A 21,866-nucleotide genomic window follows, 5' to 3' on the forward strand; every position below is an offset into this window, starting at 1 on the left:
GATGCGCGCCTTCGCCGAACTGCTCGACCGTCTGGTTCTTACTCCGCAGCGTAATGCCAAGATCAAGCTGATGGCCGATTATTTCCGCACGACCCCTGATCCGGACCGGGGCTATGCGCTGGCCGCCATCGCCGGCACCCTGACGCTGAAGACCGTCAAGCCGCAGGTGCTGAGGCAGTTGGCGCTGGAGCGGATGGACGAGGTGCTGTTTCGCTACTCCTATGATTATGTCGGCGACCTCGCCGAGACCATTTCGCTGGTCTGGGAACGAACGCCCGGTGAGGCTGCGGTGCCTGCCGATCTCTCGCTTGGTGCCGTCATGCACCAACTGGAAACGGCCGGACGCGCCAATGTGCATGGGCTGGTGCGCGGCCTGCTCGACCAACTGGAGGGCTCGAGCCGCTTCGCCTTCCTGAAGCTCGTCACCGGCGGCCTGCGCATCGGCGTTTCGGCACGGCTGGTGAAGCAGGCGCTGGCCGAGATGGGCGACGTCCATATCGCCGAGATCGAGACTCTGTGGCATGGCCTGTCGCCGCCCTATAGCTCGCTCTTTCGCTGGCTGAGCGGCGCGGCGGACAAGCCGGAATTGGACATGCCCGCCGTGTTCCATGCCGTCATGCTGGCAACGCCGGTCGGCGACAACGATCTTGCAGCTCTCGACCCGAAGGATTTCGCGGCGGAATGGAAATGGGACGGCATCCGCGTGCAACTCGCCAGCGTCGGGGGCACGCGCAGACTCTATTCCCGCAGCGGTGACGATATTTCAAGCGCCTTTCCCGATATCCTCGAGGCGGCCGATTTCGACGGCATTCTCGATGGCGAGCTTCTGGTCGGCGGCACGATGCGCAGCAATCGAGCCACCCGCTCCTTCTCTGACCTGCAACAGCGCCTGAACCGCAAGACCGTGACGCGCAAGATGCTGGAGGATTTTCCCGCCTTCATCCGCGGCTACGACCTGCTGTTTTCCGGCGGCCGCGACATCCGGCCGGAGAATTTCCTGACGCGCCGGGCCGCACTTTCCAACCTGATCGAGAAGGCCGCGCCGACCCATTTCGACCTTTCGCCGCTGGTGCCGTTTTCCAGCTGGGAGGAACTTGACCGGCTGCGCGCCGACCCGCCCGATCCGGTCATCGAGGGCATCATGCTGAAACGGCTGGATTCGCCCTATACGTCCGGGCGGTCGAAGGGGCCGTGGTTCAAATGGAAGCGCGAACCCTATAATTTCGATGCGGTGCTCATGTATGCTCAGCGCGGCCACGGCAAGCGATCGAGCTATTATTCCGACTTCACCTTCGGCGTCTGGACCGAGAGCGAGGGCAACCAGGTGCTGGTGCCCGTCGGCAAGGCCTATTTTGGCTTTACCGACGCGGAACTCGAAGTGCTGGACCGCTATGTGCGCAACAATACGGTGGAGCGCTTCGGTCCGGTCCGCTCCATCCGGGCAGAGGCCGAGCATGGTTTCGTCGTCGAGGTGGCCTTCGAGGGCATCAACTATTCCAGCCGCCACAAATCCGGCGTCGCCATGCGCTTTCCGCGCATCGCGCGGCTGCGCACCGACAAGCTGCCGCGCGATGCCGACCGGCTGGAAACGCTGCTGGCGATGATCGGCGCGCCGCAGGTCGGGGCGGAACCTATTGGCGGACTGGAGGGTTAAGGACGGCATCCGGAACAAGGAGACCGATCATGCCCGCAAAATCCCAGGCCCAGCAGAAAGCCGCCGGTGCCGCCCTCTCGGCCAAGCGCGGCGACACCAAGAAATCCGAACTCAAGGGCGCCTCCAAAAGCATGGAAAAATCCATGTCGGAAAAGGAACTGAAGGAACTGGCGGAAACCGATCGCAAGAAGCTGCCGGAAAAGAAGAAATCCAAGTAGTCCCACTCCCTAAATCTCGGTTTCGCACAGTACATATTGTTAAGACCAGTTTGCAACAATGCCGCCGATTGCTGTTTGAACATGGAACGGCGGCGGAGTTCCAGTGGCTACGAAACTTTTGAACCTGTTTGGAAAATCGGCAGTCGTCGGGCTCCTGAAGCCGAATTACCTGCCCACCTATGTTGCCCTGGTCGTGGTGATCGTGGCCGGCCTGTTTGCCGAAGAGCAGAACCGCGCCGTCCATATGGCGGACATTCGGGCCGCGGTTCTCGATCAGCTCAATCCCATTCGCTCGAAGCTTGAGAGCAATATCAACGGCGATATCCAGCTGGTGCGCGGCGTGATCGCGACGATCATCACCGAACCCGGCATGGATCAGGCCCGATTTTCGCTACTTGCCCGCAACATCTTGAACGAACGCTCCCGACTGCGCAGCATCGCCGCTGCCCCGGACCTCGTCGTGTCACTCGTCTATCCGATGAAGGGCAATGAAAGGGCGGTGGGGCTCGATTACCGCAGGAACGAGAACCAACGGGTCGCGGCCCTGCGCGCCCGCGATCTCGGGCAGATGGTGCTGGCCGGACCGCTCTCACTCGTTCAGGGCGGCGAAGGCCTGATCGGCCGGTTTCCGGTTTCCATCCCGTTCGGGGGCCAGTCCAACCGCTTCTGGGGCATCGTCTCCGCGGTCATAGACGTTCAGCAACTCTATCATGACAGCGGACTTCTCTCCGATCATCTCGGCATCGATATAGCAATCTCCGGCCGTGACGGCCTGGGCGAGGACGGCGCGCTGTTTTTCGGCGACAGCGCCGTCAAAAGCGCGAATCCCGTCCAGTTGAGCGTCTTTCTGCCCGGTGGCTCATGGCAGATCAGTGCGATTCCGAAGGGCGGCTGGGTGGAAACCCCGCCCAATGCCTGGATCATTCGCTCGCTGGTGTTCCTGGGCGGACTGTTCATCCTGGTGCCGATGTTCGTCACCGGCCGGCTCATGGAAGAGCGGCGGCACAATATCCAGGTGCTCAGGGGCAACAAGGACCAGTTGCAGGAGCTCTCCCACCGTCTGAAAATCGCACTCGACGCCTCCGAGATCGGCATCTGGGAGCTGGATATCGGCTCGGGCAAACTGCTCTGGGACGAGCGGATGAAGGAGCTTTACGGCATCGGCGCGGACAATCGGGAAATCTACGAGGACTGGCGCGATGCGCTGCATCCCGACGATCTACAGCGGGCGGAAGAGGAATTCCAAAAGGCGGTCGTCGATGGCGAGAACTATGTTTCGCAGTTCCGCGTCAGGTTGGCGGGCAACCGTATCCGCCATGTGCGTGCCGTCGGTTTGAGATATATCGGCGCCGGCGGCCAGGAAAAGATCGTCGGCGTCAATTGGGATGTGACGACCGATGTGGAAAAGAACGAGCGGCTGGAGGCAGCCAAGAAGCAGGCGGAAGCCCACAGCGCCGAACTGGAAGCCGCCCGGCATCGCATGGAATTCAATGCCCTGCATGATCCGCTGACAGCGCTGCCCAATCGCCGCTATCTCGACGAGGTTCTTGCGAAGAGCCTCTCCGACAGCGCGCCGCAGGGTCTCGCCAGCATCTTCCATATCGATCTCGACCGCTTCAAGGAGATCAACGACACGCTCGGCCATGCGGCCGGCGACGAAATCCTGCGCCATGCCGCCCGAATTCTCCTTGCCCATACCGGCAAGGACGACTTTGTCGGCCGCATCGGCGGCGACGAATTCGTCATCATATCGCGCAATGGCGGCTTTGACGGCCATGACGCGATGCTGGCCCAGCGCATCATCGATGCCATGAGCGTGCCGGTGGCCTACAAGGAACAGGAATGCCGCATCGGCGTCAGCATCGGCATCGCCCACCAGACGCGGCATGCCGAGGAACTGACCCAGGTTCTGGTCAATGCGGATATCGCTCTCTACGAGGCAAAGCGGCGCGGCCGCAACCGGCATGAGATCTTTACCCATTCCCTCAAGGCGGCGGTTTTCAAGACCAAGCAGACGGCGGACGAAATCCTGCGCGGTCTCGAACAGAATGAATTCATCGCTCACTTCCAGCCGCAATTCTGTCCCTCCACCCTGGAGATGATCGGCGTCGAGGCGCTGGCGCGCTGGGATCATCCGACCAAGGGACTGCTCGCGCCCTATGCCTTCCTGAAGACGGCGGAAGACATCAACGTGCTGGCCGAGATCGACCAGAGGATTCTCGAACAGGCGCTGTTCCAATCCCGCCGGTGGGAGGCAAGCGGCATCGATATCCCGAAAGTCTCGGTCAATCTCTCCTATCATCGCCTGCATGACGAAAAGCTGATCGAACGGCTCGGCCAGTTGATCATCCCGCCCGGGAAAGTCTCGTTCGAGCTTCTGGAATCGATCTCCTTCGACGAGAGCGACATGACGGTCCTGTCGAATATCGAGCAGATCAAGGCCCTCGGCATCGACATCGAGATCGATGATTTCGGCACGGGCTATGCCTCGATTATCAGCCTGTTGAAACTCACGCCGCGCCGGCTGAAGATCGACAGGCAACTGGTCATCCCCATCCTCACCTCCGCCAAGCAGCGCCAGCTGGTCGCTTCTATCATCGATATCGGCATCTCGCTGGGCATCGAGGTGATCGCCGAGGGCGTGGAAACCATGGAACATGCCCGCATCCTCAAGGATCTCGGCTGCCACGGCCTGCAGGGCTATGCCTTCGCACGGCCGATGAGCGCCAACGACCTCGCGAATTTCGCCCGCGAGCGCCGGTGGCTCGCCGCGTGAGCCAGGGATGATTCGCGCCGGCGCGAAACGCTGGCACCTCCCTGCGCAGCGGGAATTTCTGGACGGCCAGACGCTTCGCCAGTGGTTTCGTTAAAACTTTTCCCTGCCAGACTTGAAATTTTTTCGTCAATACCCAGGCCGTGGCACATCGGAAACACTGCCCCGGTGATGTTCCCTTTCCCCTGGAACTTTTCAATTGTCCCCCTCGCAAGCGGCGCGGAAAATGGTAAAGACGAAAAAGTGAATCGTTTGTTACCGGCGCAAGACGGGCCGGATGGGGACCCCCGATGAAAATGATCAAAGCGCTCCTTCCGTTGAGCCTTCTTCTCCTTTCCGGCTGCGTGGTCGGCCCCGATTACCAGGCGCCGAACGCGGCGCTGCCGGCAAAATTCTCCTCCGGCGGCAGCGCGACGGCAAGCGACACAACGCTGACGCCATGGTGGGAAGCCTTCCGCGACAAGAAGCTGAACAGCCTGGTCGCCCAGGGCCTGGGTGAAAACCTTAACGTCCAGCAGTCGATCGAGCGCATCATGGAAGCGCGGGCCAATGTCGTCATCGCAGGCGCCGGCGGCCTGCCGCAGGTCGGTGCCGGCGCCTCGGCCTCGGTCGAAGGACAGGACGGTTCCTATCCTCGCAATGCGAGCGGCCGCGACCATAGCCAAACCAAATCCTTCGGCGGCGGCGCGGATGCCTCCTGGCTGATCGACCTGTTCGGCCAATATCGCCGCGCCAAGGAATCGGCGAATGCCTCGCTCGACGCGGCTTACGACGACGTCAATGTCGCCCGTCTTGCCTATCTATCGGACCTGACCACCTCCTATATCGAGGCGCGCTATAACCAGGAAGCCCTGGCGCTGCAGCAGAAGAGCCTGGCATCGCGGCGCGAAACGTTGAAGCTGACAAACGACATCAAGGCGGCGGGTGCTGCTTCCAGCCTCGACGTCGTGCAGGCCGAAGGCCTGGTCAATACGACGCTGGCGGAAATCCCCGGCTTCCGCACCGGCTTCCACCGGGCGGCAAACCACATCGCCACATTGCTCGGCCTGCCGGCAACCTCCGTCACCGCCAGCCTCGTCAAGGGCCAGGCCCAGCCGTCGCCGCGCTACGATACAAAGGTCGGCGTTCCAGCCGATCTCATCCGCAACCGTCCCGACATCCGCCGGGCCGAGCGGCTGCTTGCCGCCGCCACGGCGCAGATCGGCGTTGCCGAATCGCAGCTCTATCCGAGCCTCAGCCTGTCGGGCACGATCGATGCCTCGCGCATCGTCGCCTCGGCAGCCAGCGGCGGCGTCGGCAGCTGGTCCTTCGGACCAAGCCTCAATCTGCCGATCTTCAACGGCGGCCGCCTGAAAGCCAATATCGATGCCGCCCAATCCGGCGCGCAGCAGCAATATCTGGCCTGGAAGCAGACGGTCTTGAGCGCCGTGGAAGAAGTCGAGAACGCGCTCGTCGGATTGCGCAACAATTACCAGACCATCGCTGCCCTGCGCAAAGTGGTGACATCCTACGAACAGGCGCTCGGACTGGCACGCGAAAGCTTCAAGGGCGGCGCGACATCGCTGCTCGACGTGCTGGACGCCGAACGCAACCTTGCGAACTCGCGCATCGCACTTGCCAGCGGCATCCGCAATCTCGCCAACAATTATGTCGCCCTCAACGTCGCGCTTGGCGGTGGATCGGGCATCGAGGCGGTTGGCCAGTAAGCCACCTCCTCTTTGCGGAAAAGGTGCAGATTTCAATCAGGCGCGGCCGATCCTTTCGGCCGCGCTTTTTTATTCAAGGACCGGCCGATTTATCGCCATCGCGGGGTTGGCATCCGGGTGGAAAGCAGACATAAAAACAATGCCCCGCGCCATTCCAGATCGCGCACGGCATGGCCGCGACACCTGTCGCAGCATTCGCGGATCCCGGTGATCCCTCCCAACCGGAGCCTTGAGGAACAGACAGATAGACATCGCGGCGACATTGCTTCTTCTTCTCGTTCTCGCGCCGTTTGTGGGAAGCATCGCCGCACTCTGCATTCCGGCACATAAAGGTACCGTCAGCGCCTGGCTGGCGGGGTCGATCGCGCTGTTCTGTCTGGCGACCGCGGCCGGCCTCTATCCTGTCATCGCCTCCGGCAAGGCATTGCGCTACTCGGTCGAATGGCTTCCGGAACTGGGTCTTAATTTCACCTTGCGCCTGGATGGCTTTGCCTGGATGTTTGCCATCCTGATCGCAGCCATCGGCTTGCTCGTCGTCGTTTATGCCCGATACTATATGTCCGCCAGCGATCCGGTGCCGCGCTTCTTCTCGCTGTTCCTGGCCTTCATGGGCGCCATGCTCGGCCTGGTCCTTTCCGGCAATCTCATTCTTCTGGCGTTCTTCTGGGAACTGACCAGCATCATCTCCTTTCTGTTGATCGGCTACTGGCACCAGAACGCCGCGGCCCGCGACGGCGCCCGCATGGCCCTGACCGTCACCGGCACCGGCGGCCTCTGCATGTTCATCGGGCTGATCCTGATCGGTCATATCGTCGGCAGCTACGATCTCGACGTCGTGCTCGCCTCGGGCAACGTGATTCGCGAGCATCCGCTCTATACGACCGTGCTTGTTCTGATCCTGCTCGGGGCCCTGACGAAGAGCGCGCAGTTTCCGTTTCATTTCTGGCTGCCGCAGGCGATGGCGGCACCGACACCGGTTTCGGCCTATCTCCATTCCGCTACGTTGGTCAAAGCAGGCATCTTTCTTCTCACCCGGCTCTGGCCGGTTCTGGCCGGGACCGACCAATGGTTCTGGATCGTCGGCCTTGCCGGACTGAGCACGCTTCTGCTCGGTGCCTATTTCGCCATCTTCCAGCAGGACATGAAGGGCCTGCTGGCCTATTCGACGATCAGCCATCTTGGCCTCATCACCGCGCTGTTGAGCCTCGGCAGTCCGCTCGCGGCGGTCGCTGCGATCTTCCACACCATGAACCATGCGACCTTCAAGGCATCGCTGTTCATGGCCGCCGGTATCATCGACCACGAAACGGGCACGCGCGACATGCGCCGGCTGAGCGGTCTTTTCAGATTCATGCCGTTTACCGCCACGCTTGCCATGGTCGCCGCCGCAGCAATGGCCGGCGTGCCGCTGCTCAACGGTTTCCTATCGAAGGAAATGTTCTTCGCCGAAGCGATCGAGACGCATAAATACAATCTCCTCGACACAGTGACCCCCTATGTGGCGACGCTCGCCAGCATATTCTCCGTCACCTATTCGCTGCGCTTCATCCACAGCGTCTTCTTCGGCCCACCGCCGCACGACCTGCCGAAAGCACCCCACGAACCGCCTCACTGGATGCGCGCGCCGATCGAGTTCCTGGTGCTGGCCTGCCTTGTCGTCGGCGTCATTCCGGCACTCACCGTCGGGCCGTTCCTGCACACCGCCGTGCAATCGGTGCTCGGCGAGGCCACGCCGGTCTACAGTCTTGCCGTCTGGCATGGCTGGAACGTGCCGTTGCTGATGAGCCTGATTGCGCTGGCCGGCGGCACGGCGTTGTTCCTGATGATGAAATCCTATCTCGCCACCAGCATCGAGGGGCCGCCGCTGTTCCGGCGTCTCGAAGGCCAGCGCATTTTCGAGCGCGTCCTGGTGACGCTGTCATGGAAATGGGCGCGCTCGATCGAGATGCGCGCCGGTACCCGCCGCCTGCAGCAGCAGATGCGCATCCTCGTCGCCCTGTCGATCGCCGCCGGTACAATCGTGCTTTTCTCGCATGGCTTCAATCCGGCGAAAATCCTGTTTCGCAGCATCGACCCCGCCTTCGCCCTGATCTGGCTGGTCGGCATGGCCTGCGCAGTCGGGGCCGCCTACCAGGCGAAATTCCACCGGCTGGCATCGCTGGTGCTGCTCGGCGGCGCCGGGCTCGTCACCTGCCTCACCTTCGTCTGGCTGTCGGCGCCGGATCTGGCCGTTACCCAATTGCTGGTAGAGATCGTCACCACTGTGCTGATCCTGCTCGGCCTGCGCTGGCTGCCGAAGCGGATCGAGAACCAGGACGATCCCGCCATGATGACCATATCGGTCCGGCTGCGCCGCCTGCGTGACCTGGCGATGGCCGTCTTTGCCGGCCTCGGCATGATGCTCATATCCTATACGGTGATGCGCCGAGAAATTCCGGAGACGATTTCGAGCTATTTCCTCGAACGCGCCTATGGCGAAGGCGGCGGCACCAATGTCGTCAATGTCATCCTGGTCGATTTCCGCGGCTTCGACACTTTGGGCGAGATCGGCGTTTTGTGCATTGTCGCCTTGACGGTCTTTGCGCTTCTGCTGCGCTTCCGCCCGGCGACCGAAAGCCTGGAGGCGCCGGAACAGCAGCGTTTCCAGAACGCCTTCGACGACGACCATCCCGATCGCAAGAAAGGCGACAGCATTACCGAATACCTGCTCGTTCCCTCGGTCATCATGCGCTGGATGTTCCCGGTCATCGGCATGCTGGCGGCGTTCCTGTTCTTCCGTGGCCACGACCTGCCGGGCGGCGGCTTTGCGGCCGGCATCGCCATGTCGATCGCCTTCATCCTGCAATATATGGCCGGCGGTACGCGTTGGGTCGAGGAGCGGTTGCGCATCCACCCCTTGCGCTGGATGGCCATCGGCCTCACGGTCGCCACCGCGACCGGTCTTGGCGCATGGGTGTTCGGCTATCCGTTCCTGACCTCGCATTCGCAATACATTTCGCTTCCGGTCATCGGAAAAATTCCGCTGGCAACGGCCATCCTGTTCGATCTCGGCGTCTTTGCGCTGGTGCTCGGCGCAACCGTGCTGATCCTGATCGCGCTCGCCCACCAATCGGTACGCGCACCGCGCGCCCAGGCGAGAGCCGCGAAAACCGCAGCGAAGGAGGCCGGATAATGGAACTCGTTCTTTCCGCCGGCATCGGCGTGCTCACCGCCTCCGGCGTCTGGCTGCTGTTTCGGCCACGCACCTACCAGGTCATCATCGGCCTCTCGCTCCTTTCCTATGCCGTCAACCTCTTCATCTTCGGCATGGGACGGCTGCGGGTGGATGCGCCGCCGGTCCTGGAGCCGGGCGGAACCGGCGGGCTTTTGACCCATGCCGACCCGATTCCCCAGGCGCTGGTGCTGACGGCGATCGTCATCGGTTTTGCCATGACTGCCCTGTTCCTCGTCATCCTGCTCGCCTCGCGCGGCTTCACCGGCACCGACCATGTCGATGGCAGGGAGTGACGCCGCCGTGAACTGGTTCGACCACCTCATCATTCTGCCGATCCTTGTGCCGCTCGTCACGGCGGCATGCCTCATCCCCGTCGATGCGCGCAACCAGATGCTGAAGGGCGTCATCGGCTTCTGCTCGACCGTGCTGGTCTTCGTGATCGGCATCGCCCTGATGCAGGCCGCCGCGACCCCGGACGAGGGCCAGTCCGGCGCCATGGTCTATCTTCTCGGCAACTGGCCGGCGCCCTTCGGCATCACCCTAGTGCTCGACCGCCTGTCGGCGCTGATGCTGGTGCTGACCTCCCTTCTGGCGTTGGCGACACAGGTGTTCTCGATGGCGAGATGGCACCGGGCCGGCTATCATTTCCATTCCCTGTTTCAGTTCATGCTGGCCGGGCTGAACGGCGCCTTCCTGACCGGCGACCTGTTCAACCTGTTCGTCTTCTTCGAAATGATGCTGGCCGCATCCTATGGCCTGCTTCTGCACGGATCGGGCCCCTTGCGGGTGAAGGCGGGCGTGCACTATGTCGCCATCAACCTCGCCGCATCCTCGCTGTTCCTGATCGGCGTCAGCCTGATCTATGGCGCGACCGGAACGCTGAACATGGCGGACCTTGCGCTGCGGATATCGACCATGGGGCCGGAGAGCCGCATGCTGATGGAGACGGGGGCAGCCCTTCTCGGCATTGCCTTCCTCGTCAAGGCCGGCATGTGGCCGCTCGGGTTCTGGCTGCCGGCCACCTATTCGGCGGCAACCCCGCCGGTGGCGGCGATCTTCGCCATCCTCACCAAGGTCGGCATCTATATCATCCTTCGCCTGTCGCTGCTGCTGTTCGGTCCCGATGCCGGAACGTCCATGGGCTTCGGGCAACCGCTTTTGCTCTATGGCGGGCTGCTGACCATCGGCTTCGGCACGGTCGGCGTACTCGCCTCACAGGCGATGGGAAGGCTCGCCGGCTATTGCGTGCTGGTCTCTTCCGGAACGCTCATGGCAGCGATCGGGCTCGGCAACGGCGCGATCATCGGCGGCGCGCTCTATTATCTCGTCAGTTCGACGCTGACGATCTGCGCCTTTTTCCTTTTGATCGAACTGGTCGAACGTGCCCGCGACGCCGGCGCCGACGTTCTCGCCGTGACCATGGAAGCCTATGGCGACCTCGACGAGAACGAGGAGGAGCGGGAGGAAGGCGAAGCCGTGCCCGGCACCATGGCGGTGCTCGGCCTGTGCTTCTGCATCTGCGCCCTCCTTCTTTCAGGCCTGCCGCCGCTTTCAGGCTTCCTTGCGAAATTCGCCATGCTGCACGGGCTTTTCAATCCCGGCGACCTTGGCGGGCAGGAACCGGTCTCCGGCGCCGAATGGACCTATGTCGGGCTGCTCATCCTGTCGGGCCTCAGCGCGATGATCGCGCTCAACCGCGTCGGCATCCGTACCTTCTGGACCTCGATCGAGGGCACCATCCCGCGCGTCTTCCTGATCGAGATCACCCCGGTGCTGGTGCTGCTTTCGGCCTGTCTCTTCCTCAGCTTCCAGGCCGGCCCCGCCATGCGCTACATGGACGCGACCGCAAAGGCACTCGCCGACCCGCAAAACTATATCGGGCGGGTGACGACGGCGCCGCGCGCTGGATCGCAGGGAGGGCAATAGAGGCATGCGCTACTGGTTCCCCTATCCGCTCCTGTCGGTCTCGCTTCTGCTCTTCTGGCTGCTGATCAACCAGTCGCTTTCGCCGGGCCATATCCTGCTCGGCGTCCTGCTCGGCATCGCCTTCGCCTGGGCCATGGTCAATCTCCAGCCGCAAAAAACCCGGATGAGCCACTACGGCACCGCGGCAAGGCTGGTGGCACATGTGGCCGTCGACGTGTTTGCCTCCAACATCGCGGTGATCGGCGTCATCCTGCGCGGCAGGGCGAAACCCGGCTTCGTGGCGATCGACATCGGCCTTCGCGATGAAAACGCCCTCGCCTTTCTCGCCTGCATCGTAACCGCGACGCCAGGGACCGCCTGGGTCGAATTCGACCGGCAGACAAGCGTGCTCCTGATCCATGTCCTCGATCTCGATGACGCCCATGTGCTCGCCGAACTGATCAAGAGCCGCTACGAGACCCCGCTGAAGGAGATTTTCGAATGAACGAACTTCTCGTCATCTGGTCGATCCTCGCCTCACAGATCCTGCTTGGCCTGGCGATGGCATGCGCGCTGTTTCGCGTCATACGCGGACCGCGGGCGCAGGACCGCATCCTCGGCCTGGACGCCCTCTATATCAACGCCATGCTGCTTTTGCTGACCTTCGGGATACGCACCGCAAATTCGATCTATTTCGAGGCGGCGCTGATCATCGCGCTGCTCGGCTTCGTCTCCTCGATCGCCTTTGCAAAATTTCTGATGCGCGGCGAGGTGATCGAATGACCCATCTGACCGACCTGCCGCTCTGGGCGGCCATTCCTGTCTGCATCCTGCTTCTGGCCGGATCGGCCGTTACCCTCGTCGGCTCGATAGGGCTGATCCGGCTGAAGACGTTCTATGGGCGGCTGCATGCGCCGACGCTCGGCTCCAGCGCCGGCACCGTCCTGATCTGCCTCGCCTCGATGATCACCTTTGCCGTCCTGCAGAACCGCTGGATCTTCCACGAGGTGCTGATCATCGTCTTCATCGTCCTGACGACGCCGGTAACGCTGATGCTGCTCGGCCAGGCGGCACTTTACCGCGACCGGATCGAAGACAGCGAAGTGGTGCCGCGCAAGGCGGCCGGAGAGACCCCCAGCCCATCGGAAGCGGATATCTAACCGGCTTCTAGTCGCGACCCCGGAACCGGCGCTGATAGGCCGCGTCATAAAGCGCGCTTTCGCGAAACTCGCTGGCGCCGAGCGTGCGGCCGACGAAGATCAGCGCCGTGCGCTCGATCGGGTCGGCGGCGACCTTTGCCTGGATATCGGCCAGCGTGCCGCGGATCACCCGCTCATCCGGGAAGGACGCCTTGACGACGATGGCGACGGGGCAATCCGCGCCGTAGAGCGGCGTCAGTTCCTCGACCACCTGATCGAGCGCATGGATCGCCAGATGGATGGCAAGCGTCGCTCCGGTGGCGCCAAAGCCGACCAGCGTCTCGGCATTGGGCATCGGCGAGGCGCGGCCGGACACCCGCGTCAAAACGAGGCTCTGGGCAACGGCCGGAATGGTCAATTCTCGTCCGAGCGCGGCGGCGGCGGCGGCAAAGGCCGGAACGCCAGGTGTCATCGTGAAGTCGAGCCCATGCTTCTCCAGTCGCCGGATCTGCTCGGCAACGGCGCTCCAGACCGAGAGATCGCCGGAGTGCAGCCGGGCGACATCCTCGCCTGCCTCCGCGGCTCGCACATATTCCGCCTCGATTTCATCCAGAGACATCGGTGCCGTATCGACGATGCGGGCGCCTTCCGGGCAATATTGCAGGAGATCGGGCGAGACGATCGAGCCGGCATAGAGGCAGACAGAGCATCGCCCGATCAGGTCGCGCCCGCGCACGGTAATCAGGTCTGCCGCGCCGGGGCCGGCGCCGATGAAATGGACGGTCATGCTGCTTCCTCTTGAAATTCTGGTTTCACGGCTTGACCCATGACCATTGCGTGACCGGCATGGCCGGCCGCCAGCCGGTCATCGTGCCCACCAGCGAAACGCGGGCGATATCGATGCGGATGAGCGAACCGCCGAGCCGCGCATGATGATCGAGAAGCACCGCTTCCATCTGTGTCGTCACGGCATTGGCCACCAGCCTGCCGCCGGGGAGAAGCGCTGCGATCGCCGCCGCCATCACGCCCTCTTCGCTGCCGCCGCCGCCGATGAAGACGGCATCGGGTCGCGGCAGGCCGGCCAGTGCGGCCGGCGCCGTGCCCTCGACCACGATGAGGCCAGGCACGCCGAAGGCGGTGGCATTGCGGCGAATGCGCAGCGCCCGTTCCGGCGATCCCTCAATGGCAACCGCCTTCATGGCCGGATCGCGGAGCATCCATTCGATGCCGATCGAGCCCGATCCAGCGCCGATATCCCACAGGCATTCGCCACGGCGCGGCGCCAGCGCCGAAAGGGTGAGCGCCCGCACCTCGCGCTTGGTGATCTGGCCGTCATGCTCGAAGAGACCATCGTCGAGGCCGCCTGCCAGCGGCAGCACGCGAGCGCCCTTACCCGCGACCACTTCCACGGCGCAGATATTCAAGGGGTCGATACCGCCAAGGGAGAAATCCTCGGCAATCAGCGAGGTGACGCGCTCGCGGGCCCCGCCCAGAGCTTCGAGAATGGTCAGTCGGGATTGGCCGAATCCGCTTTCGGTGAGAAGCCCGGCCAAGGCCTGTGGCGTCTTTTCATCCGAGGTCAGCGCCAGGATACGGCTGCCGGGCTGGAGGTGCGGCCGGATCAGATCGACCGGGCGGCCATGCAGGGAAATGGTCGTTGTCTCCTGCAAGGCCCATCCGAGACGCGACGCGGCAAGGCTGAAGGAGGACGGCGCCGGAAGAACCCGCATATCGGAGGCAGGGACATGCCGGGCCAGCGTCACCCCGACTCCGAAGAAGAAGGGATCGCCGGAGGCGAGCACCACGACGGGCGAGCCCTTGAGCGCAAGCACGGCCTCGACCGAGCGCTCGAAGGGGCTGAGCCAGACATGGCTTTCGCCGGCAATCAAAGGTGCGACAAGCTCCAGATGGCGCGACCCGCCGAAGAGGACGGCGGCAGCCGCGATGCAGCGCTTGGCCTCGTCGCCGAGACCCGCTAAACCATCCTCTCCAAGGCCGATCACCGTCAGCCAGGGACTATTTTCGTCAGGGACCCGATCGTCACTCATGAGCAAACACCGCGTTCTGATCCTTGGCGGCACCACCCAAGCACGCCAGCTCGCCACCGCGCTGGCGGAGCGCGGCGATTGCGAGCTGCTGCTGTCGCTGGCAGGTCGCACGGCGACGCCCATGGCCCAGCCTGTTCCGAGCCGCAGCGGCGGTTTCGGTGGGGCCCATGGTCTTGCAGTGTTTCTCAAGGCCGGAGATTTCGACCTTTTGATCGACGCCACCCATCCCTTCGCCGCCCGGATTTCCGACAATGCGACTATTGCCGCGCAGCAGACCGGCATCGCGCTGTTCGCGCTTCGCCGCCCTGTCTGGGAGCGGCAGCCCGGCGATCTGTGGACCTGCGTCCCGTCCATCCCTGAGGCCGTTGCAGCCCTTGGACAGAATCCAAGACGGGTCTTCCTGGCAATCGGCCGGCAGGAGGTTTCCCATTTCGAAAAGGCGCCGCAGCACAGTTACCTGATCCGCAGCGTCGATCCGGTCGCGCCGCCGCTTGCCGTTGCCGATGCGCGCTACCTGCTGGCAACCGGCCCTTTCGAGGAGGCGGCCGAGTGTGCGCTTCTCGCGGAAAACCGGATAGAGGTGATCGTCGCCAAGAACAGCGGCGGCGCGGCCACCTATGGCAAGATTGCCGCGGCACGGGCGCTGGGCATCAAGGTGGTGATAGTCGAGCGCCGGCAGCCGGCCGATATCCGCGCGGTCGCTACCGTCGAAGATGCACTCGAACTGGCCGATCACCTTTTCTCCCCGGAAATGAAGCGCGGCGTATAGACGAGATCCGCCTTGCCGGGGCGCTCGACGATCCGCGTCTGCGGCGAGCCGATGATGACGCAGGTGGCCATGTCGGCCTTGCCGGCATCGGCCTCGCCAAGCGGCATGACCAGCATGCGCTCATCCGGGCGGCCGGCGGCACGGCCGAAGATCACCGGTGTCTCGGCCGGCAGATGTGCCCGCAGAATGTCGAAGGCCGCACCCAATTGCCACGGCCGCGCCTTGCTGATCGGATTGTAGAGCGCGATCACCAGGCCGGCCTCCGCCACCAGTTCCAGGCGGCGGGTGATGACATCCCAGGGCTTGAGATTGTCCGACAGCGAGATGGCGCAGAAATCATGGCCGAGCGGCGCGCCGATACGCGCGGCGACGGCAAGCATGGCGGTGACGCCGGGCAGGATGACGAGATCGATCGCACGCCATTCCTGCGGTCCATTGTCGATCGCCTCGCAGACGGCAGCCGCCATGGCGAAGACGCCGGGATCGCCACCGGAGACGACGCAGACAGTGCCCCCCGCAGCGGCACGAACCAGCGCCGCCTGCGCCCGGTCCAGCTCCTCGCGATTGTCGGAGGCGATGCGATTCTGGTCAGGCCTCAGAGAAAGACGGTCGAGATAGGGGCCGTAGCCGAGAAAATCGGTGGATTTCGACACGGCGTCCGAGGCTTCCGGCGTCATCTGCAGGGGGCCGCCAGGACCGGTGCCTATCACATAAAGCGTACCTGTCATGGCCTGTCCCTCCAACCGGGCACCAGCACCAGCGAGAAATAGGGCGCCTGGTCGTCGGTCTTTTCGGCAAGCGGGACCATGGCGGAATTGGCCATGGTGCCGCGCTCGACATAGAGCGCCTGCGAAAGCTTGCCGGCGGCGGCGAGCGCCCGGCGAATTTTCGGCAGGTTACGGCCGACCTTCATGATCACGGCGGCTTCCGTATCGCCGAGACGCCGGACAAGCTGGCTTTCCGCCATGGTGCCGGGCAGGACCGACAGGACATCGTCGCCCTGGACGATCGGCAGGCCCGCCAGCGACCAGCAGCCGGACATGGCGGTGATGCCGGGAATGACCTCGACGGCGAACCGACCGGCCAGCCGCACATGCAGATGCATGTAGGAGCCGTAGAACATCGGATCGCCTTCGCTGAGGATGGCGACCGTGCGGCCCGCTTCCAGATGGGCGGCGACCGCTGCCGCCGAGGTATCGTAGAAGCCGGTGATCTGGCTCTTGTAGTCGTCGTGATCCTTGTCGATCTCGACGGTGACCGGATAATAGAGCGGCAATTCCAAGAGGCCGGGCTTCAACAGGCCGTCGACCACTACGCGTCCATTGCCGCGCCGGCCTTCCTTGGCGAAATAGGCAAGCACGTCGGCCGCCTCCAGCGCCTTGATCGCCTTGAGGGTGAGAAGTTCCGGATCGCCCGGACCGGTGCCGACGCCGATCAGCCTGCCTGCGGGACGAGCGCTCACAGGCCCGGCCTCGCCAGCGAATTGATCGCCGCCGCCGTCATCGCGCTACCGCCGAGACGGCCGCGCACGATTGCATAGGGCACGCCATAGGAATTCTCGGCCAGCGCATCCTTGGATTCCGCCGCACCGACAAAGCCGACCGGCATGCCGATGATCGCCGCCGGTTTCGGCGCGCCGTCGCGCAGGAGTTCCAGCAGGTAGAACAGTGCTGTCGGCGCATTGCCGATCGCAACCACCGATCCCCCCATCCGCTCGCCCCAAAGCTTCAGCGCCGCCGCCGAACGAGTATTGCCGATTTCGCGGGCGATTTCGGCCGTCTGCGGCTCGCGCAGCGTGCAGATCACCTCATTGCCGGCCGGAAGCCGCGCGCGCGTGACGCCATGGGAAACCATGAAGGCATCGCAGAAGATCGGCGCGCCGTTCTTCAGGGCCTGACGGGCGGCGGGCACGAAACCGGGAGAAAATTCGAAATATTGCGCCGCTTCCACCAGTCCGCAGGCATGCACCATCCGAACGGCAAGATCGGCCTCTTCCTCGGAAAATCGGGAAAGGTCGGCCTCGCTGCGGATGATGGCAAAGGAGCGCTCATAGATGGCATCGCCATCCCTTATGTAATCGTAATCAGGCATTTCTATTCCCGTTGAACCGCGGCGGCGACCTCCGCTCCAAGCCGTGTAAGGCAGGAGCGTGCCGATTCGCCAGCCCGTTTGCGCCGCCGCACCAGCGCATCGAGGCGTTCGAGCGCGGCTTCCATGGTATTTTCCTCGATGTAGGCGTTCGGCGCTGCGGAAGCGGCACCATTTACGACAAGCCCATAGCCTATTGGCGCTGCCGTGATCGTCAGCGGAGATGCCCCCGGTCTCGCGCAGCCCTTGGCACAACCGGAGACATGGACCGTCAGCGAACCATCCAGCAGCGCCGGTGCCCGCTCCACCATCATCTGCGCGACCGCGCGCGTATCGATCCCGGCGGAGCCGCAGGCGCCGATGCCGGCGCAGGCGGCGATGTGGTTGCGCGGATCGTCCGGAAAGACCCGCAGGCCATGACCGACCGCCAGGGCCTGGGCGGCGGCGATCTTTTCCGGGTGAAGCCCAAGCACCATCATTCCGTGTCCGGGCGAGAGCCGGATGTCCGTCGCGCCCAGATTGGCAAGAGCTTTGATGAAAGCCTTGAGGTTGCCCGCCCGAATCTGGCCGAAAGCCAGTCCGACACCGAGAACGACCCGGTCCGCTCCGATCCGGTGAATACCGCAGGGACTGGATGCTGATGCCAAGGGCGCGATATCATCGGCATCGGCGGCGGAACCCAATTGGTCCTTCAAGGCGCCGGCATCGATATCCCTCCCCCGGGCGCCCTCGCCCATCGTCGCGAGACGTTCGAGGAGGCCGAGGACCACCGGCACGACGGCCGGCTCACCGAGGACCGCGATCCGGGCAGCCGTATGTTCTGTGCCGGCAAGCGAGAGCAGCCAGGCTGGTTCTTTGCCGCCCGCTACCGCCCGCAGGCGAATATCGGCGGTGATCTCGCCCAGGTGAAGAGACCCGCCGCCATCGACGGTGATCGATAGTTTGGGAGCGAGCACCAGCGGCGGATGGCGGGCTGCGCTGGCAGCACGCAGCCGGGTGGCAAGAGGCTGGGGGTCGGCGATCTCTAAAGGATCGAGGCCCGCGAGAGGCGGCACTTCCACGGCCAGCCCTTCGGCGATTTCTATCCCCGTTTCTCTGATCTTCGCGGAAAGCAGCGGCACGGTTTCCGCCGTCAGCCCGCGGATCTGCAGATTTCCCCTGGCGGTAATTTCGAGGATGCCGTTTCCATAAAACTCCGCCCCATCGGCGATCTCGGCCAGTTCGCGAAGCGTCAAGCCCGGGTTTGCGGGCCGAAGCCGCACCAGCAATCCGTCGCCGGTTGCCATCGGCGCCGAAAGCGACGGACAGGCGCCGCGCCGCATCGACAAACGAGGCCCGGCCTTTCCCTCCCCTGCTGCGGCACAGATCGTCATCGCGGCGTCACTCTCTCCCAATGGCAAATTGCGCCTCCGTCCATACAGCATTCCACAGACCAGACAAACCGGCCGATTGTCGCCCGGCGCGCGCCTTGCCGGACAGACACCGGTCACGCCTCGAAATCCGCGCCCTTCTGCAGGAGGTAGATATCCATGATCCAGCCGTGGCGCGCCCTGGCCTCGGCCCTGGTCTTGACGATTTCCTCCTTCACCTCGGCAAGCCTGCCGGAAACGACGATCTCCTGCGGCGTGCCGAGATAGGCGCCCCAATAGATGCGCGCCTCCGGATCGTCGATCTGCAGGAAGGCCTGTTCGCCGTCGAGCATCACCACCGCCGTTTCGCTTCTGGCCGGAAAGCTCTCCGAAAGTCGCCGCCCGGTGGTGATTTCCACCGGCTTGCCGACGAGATTGAGCGGAATCCTGTGGCTGGCGGCCAGCGCCTGGATACTGGTGATGCCGGGGATGACCGAATAGTCGAAATCGACGGAGCCCATGGCACGGACGCGCTCGATGATGCGGATCGTGCTGTCATAGAGCATCGGATCGCCCCAGACGAGGAAGGCGCCGGTCTGGCCCTCGCCCAGTTCCGCCGTCAGAAGCTGCTCATAGGCCGTGGCAATCGCCGCGTGCCATTGATCGACGCTCTGATCGTAGGACCGATCCGCCGTCTGACGCACCGGGACCGCGAATTCTACCAGCCGGCCGTCCGGCCGGGTCACGTAGCGCGAGACTATATCCCGGCGGATCGTCGCAAGCTGGGCCTTGGCCTCGCCCTTGGTGGGAATGAACAGCACATCGGCCCGATTGAGCGCGTTGATGGCCTGAACGGTCATATGTTCCGGATTGCCCGTGCCGATACCGATGACCAGAATCGTTTTCATTCGCTTCCCCTGCCCTACAATAGGCGTCTTTCGCCGATCGAACGAAGCGATGCAAGCGTCGGCGACCCCACACTTCCGCCTCACCTGCCGGCGATTATTTTAGCAGGCACGCACGAAACCGTGGCAATGGCCCGCCAGTTCCAGTATGACGGCGATATTTCGCCTGGTAACCTGTTCCCGAGGTGACAGCCGCGGGACTGATGCAGATTTTAAGAATTTATGGCACATTGGTCTATTCAATTTGAGACGGGGAGCGTCTCGCGAGGGTTTCAACAGTGACGTATCATGCAAACGGCAAAGCGAATGCGTCCGATCCGGGCGAGGCGCTGAGAAACTGCAAGATGGCCTTTGTCGGCGTCGGCCTTGCCAGCGCGCTCGTCAACGTCCTTTATCTCACCGGCTCCTTCTTCATGCTGGAGGTCTATGACCGCGTCCTGCCCAGCCGCAGCATCCCCACCCTGATTGCGCTCTGCCTTCTGGCGCTGCTGCTCTATGCTTTCCAGGGTGCTTTCGAGCTTGTGCGCGGGCGCATGCTGGTGCGTATCGCCGGTGCCCTCGACGAGGCGATGAGCGGCCGCATCTACCGCACCGTCGTGCAGGCGCCGCTGAAGCTGCGGACCCAGGGCGACGGATTGCAGGCTCTGCGCGATTTCGACCAGGTCCGCTCGTTCCTGTCGGGAGCCGGCCCGGCGGCCTTCTTCGACCTGCCCTGGCTGCCCTTCTATGTCGGCATCTGCTTCCTGTTCCATCCAATGATCGGCGTCGTCTCGATCATCGGTTCGGTGATCCTGATCGCCTTGACCTTCCTCACCAACCGCGGCACGCAGGGCCCCTCGAAAAAGGCCGCTGAAGCCGGCAGCCACCGCAATGCCTTTGCGCAATCCTCCCAGCGCAATGCCGAAGTGATGCAGGCCATGGGCATGCTCGGTCGCATGTCGCACCTCTGGGAGGAACGCAACAACACATATCGCGAGCAGAACCGTCAGACCTCCGATGTCGGCAACGGCTATGGCGCATTGTCGAAAGTCTTCCGCATGGCGCTGCAATCGGCCGTGCTTGCCACGGGCGCTGTCCTCGTCATCGAGGGATTGGCCTCGCCGGGCATCATCATCGCCGGCTCTATCCTCACGGCGCGGGCGCTCGCACCGGTCGAACTGGCAATCGGCAATTGGCGCGGCTTCGTATCGGCCCGCCAGAGCTGGCAGCGACTGAAGGAACTGCTGAAGGCCCTGCCGGAGCGCGAACCGCCGCTGGAACTGCCGGTTCCAAGCGACCGGTTGACCGCCGAAAGCCTGGCCGGCGGCCCCCCCGGAGCCCAGCGCCTGACCTTTGCCGATGTCAATTTCACCGTGCGCGCCGGCAGCGCGCTTGGCGTCATCGGTCCGAGCGCCTCCGGCAAATCGTCGCTTGCGCGCGCGCTTCTCGGCATCTGGCCGGCCTTCCGTGGCTCCGTGCGTCTCGATGGCGCGGCGCTCGACCAGTGGGACAGCGATCGGCTCGGCCAGTATATCGGCTACCTGCCGCAGGACGTCGAACTGTTCGCCGGCACGGTTGCGCAGAATATCGCCCGGTTCAGCGAAGATGCCTCCTCGGAGGCGATCGTTTCGGCGGCCCGGGCGGCCCGCGTCAACGATCTTATCCTCAAGTTGCCGAACGGCTACGAGACCGAGATCGGTGAAGGCGGCGCGTCGCTATCGGCCGGCCAGCGCCAGCGCGTGGCGCTCGCCCGCGCGCTTTACGGCGATCCTTTCCTGGTCGTTCTCGACGAACCCAATTCCAACCTGGATGCCGAGGGCGAGCAGGCCTTGAGCGAAGCGATCATGAGTGTCAGGGCGCGTGGGGGCATCGTCGTCGTCATCGCCCATCGGCCGAGCGCGCTTGCCGCCGCCGACATGGTCTTGATGATGAACGAGGGACGGATGCAGGCCTTCGGGCCGAAGGATGAGGTGCTGACGCAGATCCTGCGCAAGGACCGCGCGCAAACGGCAAGCCCGAAGCCGCTGAAGATCGTCGGCGACGGACAGGAGTCTGATCGTGAAAAAGCCTGAACCCGTTCTGGAAACAAAGCCTTTGAGCGCCCATCGCTCGCTCGGGC

The 21,866-nt window shown here is 63.7% G+C and carries 19 protein-coding genes; 12 read left to right on the forward strand and 7 right to left on the reverse strand.

Annotated elements, in window-relative coordinates; translation table 11 throughout:
- Nucleotide 1 precedes the first annotated feature (1 nt).
- The 10 genes from ASD31_RS24070 (at nucleotide 2) to mnhG (ending at nucleotide 12,630) form a co-directional block, all read left to right on the forward strand.
- Nucleotides 2-1,654 carry a cisplatin damage response ATP-dependent DNA ligase gene (locus ASD31_RS24070; RefSeq protein WP_056340141.1) on the forward strand — a complete coding sequence of 551 codons (1,653 nt, stop codon included), beginning with the start codon at nucleotides 2-4 and terminating at the stop codon, nucleotides 1,652-1,654.
- Between the two features lie 29 nt (nucleotides 1,655-1,683).
- Complete coding sequence (locus tag ASD31_RS24075; protein WP_056340144.1) at nucleotides 1,684-1,872, forward strand: DUF3008 family protein; 189 nt, start codon at nucleotides 1,684-1,686, stop codon at nucleotides 1,870-1,872.
- Nucleotides 1,873-1,975: 103 nt separating this feature from the next.
- Complete coding sequence (locus ASD31_RS24080; RefSeq protein WP_244483950.1) at nucleotides 1,976-4,648, forward strand: EAL domain-containing protein; 2,673 nt, start codon at nucleotides 1,976-1,978, stop codon at nucleotides 4,646-4,648.
- Nucleotides 4,649-4,935: 287 nt separating this feature from the next.
- On the forward strand, nucleotides 4,936-6,351 hold the full coding sequence (locus ASD31_RS24085; protein ID WP_056340148.1) for an efflux transporter outer membrane subunit: 1,416 nt from the start codon (nucleotides 4,936-4,938) through the stop codon (nucleotides 6,349-6,351).
- 244 nt (nucleotides 6,352-6,595) lie between these two features.
- The gene (locus ASD31_RS24090) at nucleotides 6,596-9,523 is read left to right on the forward strand and encodes a monovalent cation/H+ antiporter subunit A (RefSeq protein WP_413813836.1); all 2,928 of its coding nucleotides are present in this window, start codon (nucleotides 6,596-6,598) and stop codon (nucleotides 9,521-9,523) included.
- Nucleotides 9,523-9,858, forward strand: coding sequence for a Na+/H+ antiporter subunit C (locus ASD31_RS24095; protein ID WP_056340155.1), 336 nt, complete (start codon nucleotides 9,523-9,525; stop codon nucleotides 9,856-9,858). Before ASD31_RS24090 ends, ASD31_RS24095 begins: the two co-directional genes overlap by 1 nt.
- A gap of 7 nt (nucleotides 9,859-9,865) precedes the next feature.
- Nucleotides 9,866-11,491, forward strand: coding sequence for a monovalent cation/H+ antiporter subunit D (locus ASD31_RS24100; protein WP_413813832.1), 1,626 nt, complete (start codon nucleotides 9,866-9,868; stop codon nucleotides 11,489-11,491).
- A 4-nt stretch (nucleotides 11,492-11,495) separates the two neighbouring features.
- Entirely contained in the window at nucleotides 11,496-11,975 is a 480-nt protein-coding gene (locus ASD31_RS24105; protein ID WP_056340161.1) for a Na+/H+ antiporter subunit E, read from the forward strand.
- Nucleotides 11,972-12,253, forward strand: a complete 282-nt coding sequence (locus ASD31_RS24110; protein ID WP_056340164.1) for a K+/H+ antiporter subunit F — start codon at nucleotides 11,972-11,974, stop codon at nucleotides 12,251-12,253. The genes ASD31_RS24105 and ASD31_RS24110 overlap by 4 nt, the downstream gene beginning before the upstream one ends.
- Nucleotides 12,250-12,630: a monovalent cation/H(+) antiporter subunit G gene (gene mnhG / locus ASD31_RS24115; protein ID WP_056340167.1), complete on the forward strand. Its 381-nt coding sequence runs from the start codon at nucleotides 12,250-12,252 to the stop codon at nucleotides 12,628-12,630. The genes ASD31_RS24110 and mnhG overlap by 4 nt, the downstream gene beginning before the upstream one ends.
- 7 nt (nucleotides 12,631-12,637) lie before the next feature.
- Here mnhG and cobM read toward each other — a convergent pair whose 3' ends face one another.
- Nucleotides 12,638-13,396: a precorrin-4 C(11)-methyltransferase gene (gene cobM / locus ASD31_RS24120; protein WP_056340170.1), complete on the reverse strand. Its 759-nt coding sequence runs from the start codon at nucleotides 13,394-13,396 to the stop codon at nucleotides 12,638-12,640.
- Between the two features lie 25 nt (nucleotides 13,397-13,421).
- Entirely contained in the window at nucleotides 13,422-14,657 is a 1,236-nt protein-coding gene (locus ASD31_RS24125; protein ID WP_056340173.1) for a bifunctional cobalt-precorrin-7 (C(5))-methyltransferase/cobalt-precorrin-6B (C(15))-methyltransferase, read from the reverse strand.
- Between ASD31_RS24125 and ASD31_RS24130 the strand changes: the two genes are divergently transcribed.
- A complete protein-coding gene (locus tag ASD31_RS24130) occupies nucleotides 14,656-15,426 on the forward strand; it encodes a cobalt-precorrin-6A reductase (protein ID WP_056340175.1) in 771 nt (256 codons plus the stop codon). The two genes, ASD31_RS24125 and ASD31_RS24130, sit on opposite strands and share 2 nt — an antisense overlap.
- On the opposite strand, the gene ASD31_RS24135 is transcribed toward ASD31_RS24130, so the two are convergent.
- From ASD31_RS24135 to cobF, 5 genes are all read right to left on the reverse strand, one after another.
- A complete protein-coding gene (locus ASD31_RS24135; RefSeq protein WP_056340178.1) occupies nucleotides 15,390-16,154 on the reverse strand; it encodes a precorrin-3B C(17)-methyltransferase in 765 nt (254 codons plus the stop codon). The two genes, ASD31_RS24130 and ASD31_RS24135, sit on opposite strands and share 37 nt — an antisense overlap.
- Nucleotides 16,151-16,888, reverse strand: coding sequence for a precorrin-2 C(20)-methyltransferase (locus tag ASD31_RS24140; protein WP_056340180.1), 738 nt, complete (start codon nucleotides 16,886-16,888; stop codon nucleotides 16,151-16,153). The genes ASD31_RS24135 and ASD31_RS24140 overlap by 4 nt, the downstream gene beginning before the upstream one ends.
- Nucleotides 16,885-17,517: a precorrin-8X methylmutase gene (locus ASD31_RS24145; RefSeq protein ID WP_056340183.1), complete on the reverse strand. Its 633-nt coding sequence runs from the start codon at nucleotides 17,515-17,517 to the stop codon at nucleotides 16,885-16,887. The genes ASD31_RS24140 and ASD31_RS24145 overlap by 4 nt, the downstream gene beginning before the upstream one ends.
- A gap of 2 nt (nucleotides 17,518-17,519) precedes the next feature.
- Nucleotides 17,520-18,887 carry a precorrin-3B synthase gene (gene cobG, locus ASD31_RS24150; RefSeq protein ID WP_056340186.1) on the reverse strand — a complete coding sequence of 456 codons (1,368 nt, stop codon included), beginning with the start codon at nucleotides 18,885-18,887 and terminating at the stop codon, nucleotides 17,520-17,522.
- 113 nt (nucleotides 18,888-19,000) lie between these two features.
- Nucleotides 19,001-19,771, reverse strand: coding sequence for a precorrin-6A synthase (deacetylating) (cobF, locus tag ASD31_RS24155; protein ID WP_056340189.1), 771 nt, complete (start codon nucleotides 19,769-19,771; stop codon nucleotides 19,001-19,003).
- A gap of 275 nt (nucleotides 19,772-20,046) precedes the next feature.
- Between cobF and ASD31_RS24160 the strand changes: the two genes are divergently transcribed.
- Nucleotides 20,047-21,819, forward strand: coding sequence for a type I secretion system permease/ATPase (locus tag ASD31_RS24160; protein ID WP_274534277.1), 1,773 nt, complete (start codon nucleotides 20,047-20,049; stop codon nucleotides 21,817-21,819).
- The last annotated feature ends 47 nt before the right edge of the window (nucleotides 21,820-21,866 follow it).

It is taken from the genome of Rhizobium sp. Root482 (assembly GCF_001426565.1).
In the GTDB taxonomy this organism is placed as follows: domain Bacteria; phylum Pseudomonadota; class Alphaproteobacteria; order Rhizobiales; family Rhizobiaceae; genus Pararhizobium.

Coding starts and splice junctions, on each gene's coding strand:
- cobG (WP_056340186.1), bottom strand. CDS start 18,887: ATGACGATCTGTGCCGCAGCAGGGGAGGGAAAGGCCGGGCCTCGTTTG.
- ASD31_RS24085 (WP_056340148.1), top strand. CDS start 4,936: ATGAAAATGATCAAAGCGCTCCTTCCGTTGAGCCTTCTTCTCCTTTCC.
- ASD31_RS24110 (WP_056340164.1), top strand. CDS start 11,972: ATGAACGAACTTCTCGTCATCTGGTCGATCCTCGCCTCACAGATCCTG.
- ASD31_RS24075 (WP_056340144.1), top strand. CDS start 1,684: ATGCCCGCAAAATCCCAGGCCCAGCAGAAAGCCGCCGGTGCCGCCCTC.
- ASD31_RS24125 (WP_056340173.1), bottom strand. CDS start 14,657: ATGAGTGACGATCGGGTCCCTGACGAAAATAGTCCCTGGCTGACGGTG.
- ASD31_RS24145 (WP_056340183.1), bottom strand. CDS start 17,517: ATGCCTGATTACGATTACATAAGGGATGGCGATGCCATCTATGAGCGC.
- mnhG (WP_056340167.1), top strand. CDS start 12,250: ATGACCCATCTGACCGACCTGCCGCTCTGGGCGGCCATTCCTGTCTGC.
- ASD31_RS24095 (WP_056340155.1), top strand. CDS start 9,523: ATGGAACTCGTTCTTTCCGCCGGCATCGGCGTGCTCACCGCCTCCGGC.
- ASD31_RS24135 (WP_056340178.1), bottom strand. CDS start 16,154: ATGACAGGTACGCTTTATGTGATAGGCACCGGTCCTGGCGGCCCCCTG.
- cobF (WP_056340189.1), bottom strand. CDS start 19,771: ATGAAAACGATTCTGGTCATCGGTATCGGCACGGGCAATCCGGAACAT.
- ASD31_RS24070 (WP_056340141.1), top strand. CDS start 2: ATGCGCGCCTTCGCCGAACTGCTCGACCGTCTGGTTCTTACTCCGCAG.
- ASD31_RS24130 (WP_056340175.1), top strand. CDS start 14,656: ATGAGCAAACACCGCGTTCTGATCCTTGGCGGCACCACCCAAGCACGC.
- ASD31_RS24105 (WP_056340161.1), top strand. CDS start 11,496: ATGCGCTACTGGTTCCCCTATCCGCTCCTGTCGGTCTCGCTTCTGCTC.
- cobM (WP_056340170.1), bottom strand. CDS start 13,396: ATGACCGTCCATTTCATCGGCGCCGGCCCCGGCGCGGCAGACCTGATT.